The 10,905-nt window shown below is 68.9% G+C and carries 6 protein-coding genes; 5 read left to right on the top strand and 1 reads right to left on the bottom strand.

All coding sequences use genetic code 11. The features are described from left to right. Window positions 1-186: 186 nt before the first annotated feature. Together ACO48X_RS08990 and ACO48X_RS08985 are read left to right on the top strand one after the other, a co-directional pair. The gene (locus ACO48X_RS08990) at window positions 187-3,426 is read left to right on the top strand and encodes a PD-(D/E)XK nuclease family protein (RefSeq protein ID WP_485001751.1); all 3,240 of its coding nucleotides are present in this window, start codon (window positions 187-189) and stop codon (window positions 3,424-3,426) included. Further along, window positions 3,423-6,866 carry an ATP-dependent helicase gene (locus ACO48X_RS08985; protein ID WP_485001750.1) on the top strand — a complete coding sequence of 1,148 codons (3,444 nt, stop codon included), beginning with the start codon at window positions 3,423-3,425 and terminating at the stop codon, window positions 6,864-6,866. The genes ACO48X_RS08990 and ACO48X_RS08985 overlap by 4 nt, the downstream gene beginning before the upstream one ends. Before the next feature lie 54 nt (window positions 6,867-6,920). Here the strand turns inward: ACO48X_RS08985 and ACO48X_RS08980 are convergent, their stop codons facing one another. Then, window positions 6,921-7,832 (bottom strand): phosphotransferase, encoded by a 912-nt coding sequence (locus ACO48X_RS08980; protein WP_485001749.1) that lies wholly within the window; start codon window positions 7,830-7,832, stop codon window positions 6,921-6,923. Window positions 7,833-8,368: 536 nt separating this feature from the next. Here ACO48X_RS08980 and prfB point away from each other — a divergent pair. From prfB to ACO48X_RS08965, 3 genes are all read left to right on the top strand, one after another. After that, a complete protein-coding gene (gene prfB, locus ACO48X_RS08975; RefSeq protein WP_485001748.1) occupies window positions 8,369-9,505 on the top strand; it encodes a peptide chain release factor 2 in 1,137 nt (378 codons plus the stop codon). A gap of 293 nt (window positions 9,506-9,798) precedes the next feature. After that, entirely contained in the window at window positions 9,799-10,491 is a 693-nt protein-coding gene (ftsE, locus tag ACO48X_RS08970; protein ID WP_040323213.1) for a cell division ATP-binding protein FtsE, read from the top strand. Next, window positions 10,488-10,905, top strand: a 418-nt coding sequence (locus tag ACO48X_RS08965) for a cell division protein FtsX (RefSeq protein ID WP_485001747.1), incomplete at its 3' end; no start/stop codon positions are given. The genes ftsE and ACO48X_RS08965, both read left to right, overlap by 4 nt.

Here is a 10,905-nt window from a genome sequence, read left to right as displayed (position 1 = left end):
GGTCGGGCCTCGTACGGGCCCGCGGGCGCTTCCGCCGCCGAACGCGGAGGTTGGGCAGCCGCGGCGAATCGCGGACGCGCAGGCGTGTGTTCGCGGGCTTGCCCCGAGGGCGGCCGCGCGGTCCGATCCGGCGCCGAGCCGGATGCTTTGCGAAACGGGGCCTTCGGGCCGGAAGGAGGCGAGACGGTGAGCGACGTGCAGCTCGACCGGTGGCAGAGGGAGGCCCTCGAGGCATGCCGGGCGCCGTGCCGCGTCAGCCTCCTGGGCGCCCCGGGCACGGGCAAATCCGCCGTCGTCGCGGCGCTCGTCGCACGCGAGGCGGCACTGGGCCGCCGCATCGCCGTCCTCACCCTCGACAGGCGGGCCGCCTCCTCGCTTCAATCGGCCGTGTCGCTGACGAACGGTTCGCTCTCGGAGCGGGTGAGCGTCCGCTCGCTCGTCTCCTTCTGCTACGGGATCGTCCAGAGTTACGCGCAGGCGGTGGGAAGGCGCGAGCCCGAGCTCATCTCCGGCCCGGAGGAGGACGCGCTGCTGTCCGACATACTCGCCGACCCCGAAACGGGCGTCGAGTTCCCCGACTTCGTCGACGACGGCCTCAGGCGGCAGCGCGGCTTCCGCGCCCAAATGCGCGACCTTCTCACCCGCGCGTGCGAGTTGGGGCTCTCGCCTCGGCGGCTCGAGGACCTGGGGCGAGAGCACGGCGAACCGATGTGGGTCGCGGGGGGACAGCTTCTAGGCCTGTACGAAGGCGTGACGACGGCGCGCGACGCGCTCGCCGGGACGGCCGACGCTCCCGACCGGCTCGACCACGCCCACCTCGTCGGAGCGGCGACCGCGATCTTGCGGGACTGGGAGGCCAACGTCCCCGGGCCGCACCCCCGGCCGCGATGGGATTGGGCCGTCGTCGAGGACATCCACAACGCGCCGAGGTCGGTGCTCGGCTTGCTCGCGGAGCTGGCCGCCGACGGCGCCTCCGTCGTCACCACGGGCGACCCCGACTGCGCGGTGCAGGGCTTCAGGGGCGGCGTCGCCTCGCTTCCCGGCGACGTCGCCGCCCCGGCCCCGCGCGGGCTCGGCAGCCGAACGGTCGCTTTGCGGCAGCGGCATCGCGGGGGCCCGAAGATCGCCGGGGTCGCCGACGCTCTCGCCGAAGCCATTCGAGTCGGCGGAGGCGGGACCCGCCAGCGCAGCCCGAAGGCGGCCGAGCGGCGCGACAGCGTGAGCGCGCGGCGCTTCGTCCACCCGGAGGAAGAGGCGGCGGCCATAGCCCGGGCCGTGCGCGAGGCGCGCCTTTTGCGGGGAATCCCCTATTCCGAGATGGCCGTGGTCACGAGGTCGCGTTCGACGCACCCCGGACTGCGCGCCTCCCTCGTACGCCGCGGGGTCCCCGTGGGACAGATAGGAACCGACCGCCCGTTGCGCGAAGAGCCCGCCGTGGACGCCCTCCTCGCTCTCATTCGCCTCGCCCTCGACGGAGCGTCCGACAACGCCGAGCTCGTCCGAGTGCTGACCGGCCCCCTCGTGGGAATCGACCCCCTCCGCCTGCGCCAGATCGGCAGGATTCTGCGCGGCGGAGAGCTCGCCCGCGGCGGGAGCCGCAGCGAATCCGAGCTTTTGTCCCTCGCGGCCGAAGGCCCCTCGCGTCTGAGCGAGGCCGCGCCCCGGGGAATCGGCGATCTGCTGCGCGCGGCCCGAATGTTCGAAACCGTGCGCGAGGCGGCTGAACGCTCGAACCGCCAGGCCGAGGAAGTGCTCTGGGCGGCGTGGGAAAGCAGCGGCAAGGCCGAGGAGTGGCGCGAGGCCGCTCTGCGCGGCGGGACCGCCGGGGACGCGGCCGACTCGGCGCTCGATTCGGTCATACAGCTTTTCCGCGTGGCCCAGCGTATGGCGGACAGGGACGTCGACGTCCCCATCGACGTCGTCCTCGACGAACTCCAGACGCACAATCTGCCTGAAGACTCGATAGCCCGGGCCGGAGCCGCCGCCCAAACGGTGACGCTGACCACTCCGAACGCCTCCATCGGCAGGCAGTGGGAGTTCGTCGTCGTCGCGGGGCTCCAGGACGGCTTGTGGCCGAATATGCGGCTGCGAGACACGTACACGGCGACCGGGAGGCTGGCCCAGATCGTCACGGGGCGCGATCCGGGCGCGTCCGGCGCGGACGGGCTCGCCGGACGCCGCCAGGCCTACGAGGAGATCCTCGACGACGAATTGCGCCAGCTCCACCACGCGATCACCCGCGCCGACGGCGAGCTTCTGCTCACCTGCGTGGATTCGGAGGAGGCGCGCCCCTCGCGCTTCTTCGAGCTCATGGGCTTTGTGACCGAGGAGCTCCGGGACGCCGCCTCCGCCGGCCGGCAAGGCTCGGGCGACGCCCGTCGGTCCGACAGGCCGTCGGACTTCGCCGACGCACGTGGCCCTTCCGCCGCGCTCGATTCCGACGGCGCCCGCGACGCTGCCGCAGCGTCCGGCCGTCTCGTCTTGGAAAGCCCTCGGGCGGCCGAGGGGGAGCTCGACGTCGTCGGCCTGGTGGCGGACATACGCCGGTTCGGAGCCGGCGGGCGCGAGGCCAAGGAGGTCCTTGCGCGCCTGCGCGAGGCCGGATTCCGGCAGGCCGATCAGAGCACGTGGGCCGAGGCCCTTGAGCCGACGTCGTCGAGGGGGATCGAGGCGGGCGGAACCGTCGTCGTCTCTCCGTCGCGCGTCGAAACGATGCTCGACTGCCCCCTGAGGGGCTTCCTTTCGCTCGTGGGGGCGGAGGATTCGGACGACAGGAGGACGGCCGACATAGGAACGCTCGTCCACGCGATCGCCGAAAGGTCGGCGAATTCGAGCCGCGAGGAGATCTTGGGCGACTTCGAGGCCAGCTGGGCGGCTTTCGACAAGCCTGAGGACCCCGTGGCCGCGCAGGCCGAATACGCCCGGGCGCGCATCCTCGTCGAGGGGCTTGCCGCCTATCTCGAGGACTTCGCCCGCGGCGGCGGCAGCGCCGAGGTTGAGCGGCGGATATCGGTCGATATGGAGGACGGCGTCGTGCTCAGCGGCAAGATCGACAGGGTCGAGCACGACGGCGCGGCGAGGCGGATCGTCGATTTCAAAACCGGCAAGCGCGCGGTCTCGGCCAAGGAGGCCGAGGACAACGTCCAACTTCAGCTCTACCAGTGGGCGATGGGCGAGTCCGGCCTCCCCGCGGACGGCGGGGCGGCGCTCGTCTATCTCGGGCAGACGTTGAAAACGAAACTGCCCGCGCGGCGAGAACAGCGGCCTCTCAGTCCGGAAGGCAAGGCGCTCGCAGAGGAGCGCCTGAGGCAGGCCGGCCGCCTGCTGCGGGGCGGCGAATTCCCCGCGCGCCCGTCGCAGGCCTGCCGCACGTGCCGTTTCGTCTCGCTGTGCCCGGCCAAATCCCAGGGAAGGCTGGCCTCGTGAGCGAAGCGACGTACGAGCGGGTCATGCGCCGGCTCGCGGGCGACCGAATGCCGACGCCGGAGCAGCGCGAAGTCATTGAGTCCCAGGACGCCGCGATCCTCGTGACGGCGGGCGCCGGGTCGGGGAAGACGGCGACGATGGCCAATCGAATCGCCTATCACGTGGCTGCGGGCCGCGTCTCGCCCGAAGAGGTGCTCGGCCTGACGTTCACCCGCAAGGCCGCGGGCGAACTTAGCCAGCGCGTGGACCGCGCCCTCGGGCGCCTGCGGGCCGCCGGGATGCTGCCGCATACCGGCCAGACCTCGCGGTCGTCCCTCGCCCGGCCGACGATCTCCACCTACAACGCCTTCGCGTCTGACATCGCCGCCTCGTACGGAATGCTCGTGGGCGCCGACCCGACGGCGCGGCTCGTCACCGACGCCGAGCGCTTCCAGCTCATGGACTCCGTCGTCGCCGAAGGCGCCGTCGACCCCGACGTCGCCTCCCGCCACAGCCGCGCGCGCATCGTCGAGGTCGCCCTGTGCCTCGCCGCCGGAGGGATCGACAACGGGGTTTCCGTCGAGCAGATGCGCGAGTTCTTCGAGGGCGAGGCCGCCGCCCTCAAACGCCTCGGGGAGGACCCCAGGAGGTTCACGAAGGGCGACATGGCCGACGCCGGCATGGAATCGGCCGAATGGGAACGGCTCAAAAGAGACTGGAGGGCCCTGGCGAAGGCGGACTTCGCCCTGCAGCTGGCGTGCCTTCCCGCCGTCGAAGCCTACATGGAGCGCAAGCGGAGCCTCGGGCTGGTCGAATTCGCCGACCAGGTGGCAACCGCCTCCGAAGTGCTCGGGCGGTACGGGCGGATCGGCGAGGAAACGGCCTCGAGGCACCGCCTAGTGCTGCTTGACGAATATCAGGACACCTCCGTCAACCAGGCCGTCTTCCTCCGCCGCGCGCTCGGCGGGGCGGGCGAGGGCAGGTCCGTGTGCGCGGTGGGCGACCCCAACCAGGCGATCTACGGTTGGCGCGGGGCGAGCGCGAACGCGCTGGCGGACTTCGCGGTCGCCTTCGCGGGCGAGGCGCCGGTCCGCCGCCTGACGCTCTCGACCTCCTTCCGCTCCGACGCGGCGATCCTCGACGCGGCGAACGCCGTGGCCGCGCCCCTCAACGAGGCCGCCGCGGGCGTGCGCAAGCTCGAAGCGAGGCCGGGCTGCGGCCCCGGGCGCGTCGTCGAAGCCCGCCCGCTGTTCGCCGAGGACTCCTACCGGGCGATCGCCCGGAGGGTCGAGGACGTTCGGGCCGAGGTTTCCCGCACGCGGGGCGCCCAGCCGGAGATCGCCGTCCTTTGCAGGAAGCGCTCCTCGATCGAACGGGTCGCGGACGCGCTGCGCGAAAGGGGGGTCGCGTACGAGATGGTTGGAGGCGAGAGCCTCATCGAACGCCCGGAGATCGTCACGGTGCGCGCCGCGCTCGGCGTCCTCGCCCGCCCTTCGCGCGGCGGGCTGCTCGTGCGGCTGCTGCTCCACTGGGGCACGGGCAGCGACGCCATAAGGGCCCTCCGTGAATGGTCTCGAGAGCTGGCGCGGCGGTCCGTGGGCGATATGCCGCTCGACCCTCGCGCCGAGGCCAGCCTCGTCGAGGCGGTCAGCTGCCTTCCAGATCAGGAGTGGGTCGGCTCCCGAGGCTTGGCCTTGGACTCGGTGGCTTTCAGCCGCCTGAGCCTCGTTTCGAAATCGCTGGCCTCGCTGCGATCCTCCGTCCACCTGCCCCTCGCCGACCTCGTCGAAAAATGCATCTCGGAGCTGGGGCTCGACCTGGCCGCGGCCTGTCGGACCGAAGGGTCCCAGCGGGTGCGGACGTCCCTCGATTCGTTCGTCGCGCTGGCGCGCGGATATTCGGCCGCACATCCGGGGGCCTCGGTCCGAGACTTCGTCGACTGGCTCGACCTCGTCGAACGCCACGAACACGGGGGAGAGGAGGAAGCGGGAATCGACGCCTCGGAGGAGGTCGAGGTGCACGCCGGAGTGGTCCAAATCTTGACGGTCCACGCTGCCAAAGGCCTCGAATGGCGGGACCTGGTGGCCATCCCGGAAATGGTCTCCGCCCAGTTCTCCGAAAAGGAGACTGGCAAGTCATGGACCACGGACCCTGCCGTCTTCCCGTTCCCCCTCAGGGCCGACCGCGCGCACCTTCCCCGATTTCGCCCGAGCGACTTCTCCGAGAAGCTCGACGCCGCTCTGGCCTACAGCCGATTCCTGCGCACCGACATCCCCGCGCACGAAAACGCGGAAGCCCGCCGCCTCGCCTACGTCGCCTTCACGCGGCCCCAGGCGGAGCTCTTCCTGGCGGGATACGGACTGCCCGCCAAGGAGATCCCCCCGTCCTTCGTCGAGGACGACGCCGTCAGCCTCCTGCCGCGCTCGGTTTTCCTCGACGACGTTCGCAAGGGCGCGGGCGTCCTCCCCGCGGCCGACGTCGCCGGCCCCGAATGGCCGTCGGAGCTGACCGAGGAGTGCCCGGCGACGATGCCCCTTGCGGAGGCGACCGAGCGGACCGGAGGCCCGCCCGAGCCCGTCATCGACTACGCGAACGCCGATCTGCCCCTGTGGCCGGCCGACGTCGTCCGCGCCGGCCCCGGCGCCGGGCCTGTCTCCGAACCCACCTGCTCCGGGGGAGGCTCCGGCAATCCCGGGGAAAGCCCCGTTCCGCCCGAGCGCGTGGCAATGTGGCGGCGGAGCGCCGACCTTCTCATCCGCGAGCGCGAGGCGGCGTCCCGCCCGGCCGTGCCGGAGCGCCCGTACGTCACGGCCACCGACGTCGTCCACCTCAGCGAAGACCCCGCGGCCTTTCTCGCCCAATGGCGCCGGCCGACGCCGCAGCGTCCGAGCCGGGCGGCGCGCACAGGAACCGAGGTGCATTCGCGCATCGCCGAGTTCTACGAGCGCCCCGCCAGGCTCGACATCGACTCGGTCATGGCGCAGGGGGAGCAGCCTGTCGACATGGACGTCCTCACGCGCGAGGAGGAGGCCCGTCTGCTCGAGGCGTTCAAGGCCAGCAGGTGGGCGCGCATGCCGGCGATCGCCGTTGAGGAGAGCCTTTCGGCGGTGATCGGCGGGCGCGTTGTGCGGTGCACGATCGACGCTGTCCTCGACACCTCCGCCGAGCCGGACCTTTCGGCGGCGACGATCGTCGACTGGAAGACGGGGCGGCGACCCGACGGGGAAGCCTTGGCCTCCCGGGAGCTGCAGCTTGCGATCTATCGGCTGGCCTGGGCCCGCGCCCACGGGCGGGACATAGCGGACGTCGGCGCATGCTTCGTCTATCTGCGAGAGCCGGAAGGAAGGCAGACGCTCGCTGCGGCCAAACTGACGGAAGAGGAGGTGGCCAGGCGCATCGAGGATTCGCTCGCCGCGGGCATGGAAGCCGGAGTCGGCCTCTGGCGGCCCGCCCGAGAGTGAGCCCGCGGCGGCCCGTTTGAAATCTTTCCGCGGCGTCTTGGGATCTGCGCCGGTTTAAGATTCGGCCTCGGCGACCTGCTTGGACAGGTCGTCGAGCATGCTTCGCGCCTCTTTCTGGATTGACTCGTTGTTTGTGCGCACACCGTGCATGAGCCACCTGGGGATGGCCAGTTCCGACATGAGCAGCATGCGCGAGTACATCGCGTCGTCGATGCCCGTGCCGCGCGTGTGCTCGTAGGCGTCAATGACGGCTGCGTAGACGCTCTCTTCCAAGGAGAGGAAGGGGGCGAGGTCCATCGCCGGGTCGGCCACCTTCGCCTCGCCGAAGCCTGTGACGGTGGCTATTCCGCCGTCGGACCACAGGAAGTTCTCGGCGTCGATGTCGCCGTGGACTACGGTCGGCTCGAATTTCCAATTCGAGGACTTTTCCAGAGCGTCCTCCCAGCGTTCAAGGAGGTTGAGGGGGAGGGAGCTCGCCTCGTCGACGTCGGTGAGCTCGGTGAACAGCCGCATGCGCCAGTCGGTCGCGCTGTAGACGGGAAGGCCGGCGTCGGCAATGACGTCGTGCGAAAGCGAGTGGATCGACGCAATGACCCGCCCAATCTCGCGGGCTTGGTCGCGCCCGATGTCCTCCCAGTCGATCGCCGTTCCGAAAGGCTGCGGGCACACGACGGCCCGCCCTCCGGTCGCCGCGTGGACGAAGCCGGCGGGGCGGAGGATGTCGAAGGGAAGGTTGCCGCGCCGCAGCTCCTGGAGGAGGTTGGGCGCGAGGGCCGCCTCGGCTTCGATGATCGTCGCAGCGTGCGAGTTCTTCGGACATTTGACCATCCAGTGGCGTCCGTGCGCGTCGAGCACTCCGCCCGAGACGTAGTCGTCCGTGTTGACGAAGGGCGGCCGCGTGCTCACGGCTTCCAAGCCGTCGATCGCCGCAACGGCGAGGGCTGCGAGATACAGAGAATTGCTCACGTTGTTAACCTACGTCGTTTCGATGGCCTATGCCTCTTTACACACCGCTTTGGGTACCGTACCTTCTCGGCAACCGGATTTATCCACATGTGAAGGGTGTTTATCCACAGGGTGTGAATGGCGGCCGACGGCCTGTTTTCGCCGCGTCTAGTCTGCGAATTGTAAAGGCGATCCGCGACGTCGAAGCGAAAGCGCGCGAGACGGTTCGGCGCGAAGGCCTCGATCCGCACGGGAGGCCGGAGGCCTGAATCGGATCCTCGGTGAGTCGATCGCCGAGGACGAACGGCTTGCTGCGCGCAGCGCGGCAGAGGCCATCGACGACGACGTCCCGGTCGAGCGCGCTCTGCGCGCCGAGATCGGCGGAATGGGAATCCGGGTCGGCGAACCCGCGGGCCGGGCGGCGTCGCCGTGACGCTCGAAACGGATGTCCGCCTGCCCCTGTCCATCGACGGCTTCGGGCCGCGATCCGTGCGCATCGGCGCGACGAGCTCGGCCAAACTGCGGGCAATCGAAGCGCCATGAGGTAGCCTTGGGCCGTGGCAACCGATCATCAGGCAGAAATCGAAGCTCTGCGAAAGACCTTCCAGCAGATCTCCTCCGTGTCGAATCCGGAGGGGCTGCGCAAGCGCATCGCCGAGCTGACGGAGGCGTCGGCGGCTCCCGACCTTTGGGACGACCAAGACAAGGCCCAATCCGTCACGTCCAAGCTTTCGCACGCCCAGGCCGAACTGGACAAAATCAATGCCATGTCCGCCGCGTTGGACGACCTTGAGGCTCTCAAAGAGATGGCCGACGAGGAGGCCGGCTCCGACCCTGAGACGGCCGCGGAGCTCTATTCGGACCTTGAGCGCGAGCTCGGACAAGTCGGCGCCGACATGTCCGAGCTGGAGATCCGCACGCTGCTGTCCGGCAAATACGACGAGCGCGAGGCCGTCGTGACGATACGTTCGGGGGCAGGAGGGGTCGACGCCGCCGATTTCGCCCAGATCCTCCAGCGCATGTACCTGCGTTGGGCCGAGCGCCGCGGCTACAGCGCCAAGGTGCTCGACACGTCGTACGCCGAGGAGGCCGGGATCAAATCGACGACCTTCGAGGTCGGCGCACCCTACGCTTACGGAACTCTGTCCGTCGAAGCCGGAACGCACCGCCTCGTGCGCATCAGCCCCTTCGACAACCAGGGGAGGCGCCAAACCTCCTTCGCCGCCGTCGAGGTCATTCCTCTCATTGAACAGACCGACCACATCGACGTTCCCGAAGCCGATATACGCGTCGACGTCTTTCGCTCGTCGGGGCCGGGCGGGCAGTCCGTCAACACCACGGATTCCGCGGTCCGCATCACCCACATTCCGACCGGGATCGTCGTCTCGATGCAGGATGAGAAGTCCCAGATCCAAAACAGAGCCGCTGCGATGCGAGTGCTCCAATCCCGCCTTCTGCTCCTGAAACAGGAGGAGGAAGCCCGCGAGAAGAAGGAGCTCGCCGGAGACATCAAGGCCTCGTGGGGGGATCAGATGCGTTCGTACGTGCTCCAGCCTTACCAGATGGTCAAAGACCTGCGGACGGGATACGAAGCGGGCAACCCCGAGGCGGTGTTCGACGGCGACATCGACGGCTTCATCGACGCCGGCATCCGATGGCGGGCGACGGGCGTCAAGGCCGGCGAAGGAGAGTGACGACGGCGCCGGCCCGCAAACGGCCGGCGCCAGGCAGCCCGGCGAGCCGAGAGCTTTCCAATTCGGCAGAGAGGCTCGGCCGGCCAAACCGGGAAAAGAAGAGCTTAGGGGTGGCCGCCAAAAGAGGGCTCAAGGCTCGGACGGCAAAGGGGAGGTCCGGCCGACGAGAGGCAGGTTCCGTCCGCAGGCGGTCGTCGCCCGGATTTCGACGTCGTCGGCGCGCCTAGGAGAGAAACCGCCCGTTGACGCGTAAGGTCTATGCGACCCATGGCGTTATCAATTCGGCGGTTTTTATGATCACATTCGACAAGGTGACGAAGCTCTACCAAAGAGGCGCTCACCCTGCCCTCGACGATGTCAGCATCGACGTCGAGCGCGGAGAGTTCGTCTTCCTCGTGGGCCCCTCGGGCTCCGGAAAGTCCACGATGCTTTCGCTCATCCTCGCGGAGGAGCGCCCCACTTCCGGCCGCGTCCACGTTCTCGGAAAAGACCTGTCGAAAGTCTCCCAGCGCCGCGTGCCTCTGCTGCGCCGCCAGATCGGCGCCGTTTTTCAAGATTTCCGCCTGCTCGGCGACAAGAACGCCTACGAGAACGTCATGCTTGCGCTTCAGGTCATCGGCGCGCCGCGCCACAGGATCAAAACCGAGGTGCCCGAGGTCATCGAGATGGTCGGCCTCGAAGGCAAGGAGAAGCGCTACATGACCGAGCTTTCGGGCGGCGAGCGCCAGCGCGTCGCCATCGCCCGGGCCATGGTCAACAGGCCGCAGGTGCTTCTGGCCGACGAGCCCACCGGAAACCTCGACCTTGAAACGGGGATGTCCATCATGCGGCTGCTTGACCGCATCAACCGTTCGGGCACGACGGTGGTCATGGCCACCCACGATCAGAGCATCGTCAATCAGCTGCGCAAGCGCGTCGTCGAACTCAAAGACGGAATGGTCGTCAGGGACGAGGCGCGCGGAGTCTATGGAGGTGAAAAGCGGTGAGGCTGCGTTTCATCAGCACCCAAACCCTCAAGGGTCTGTGGTCGAATCGGGCAATGGCGGTCTCGGTCATGCTCGTCACCTTCGTCTCCCTTCTGTTCATCGGGTCGGCGTCGCTGCTGCAAAAGCAGATCGGCGTGGTCCGCGACCAATGGCTCTCCGACCTCGAAATCTCTGTCTTCATGTGCCCGGCCAATTCCAACAAGGCCGGCTGCGCCGACGGAGAGGCGACCGACAAGCAGATCGCGGACATCCGCAAGGAGCTCACGGACGGCCAGCTGTCCAAGTACGTCGAGAAGTTCAGGTTCGAGACGAAGGGCCAAGCTCTCGAAAACTACCGCAAGCAGATGAAGGGATCGGGCTTTGAGGACGGTGTGACGAAGGAGGACATGCAGGTCTCCTTCCGCATCAAGCTCA

The sequence above is a fragment of the Peptidiphaga sp. genome (assembly GCF_057238965.1).
Note: the sequence above shows the minus strand (reverse complement) of the source record. Positions and strands in the feature narration are given on the sequence as shown.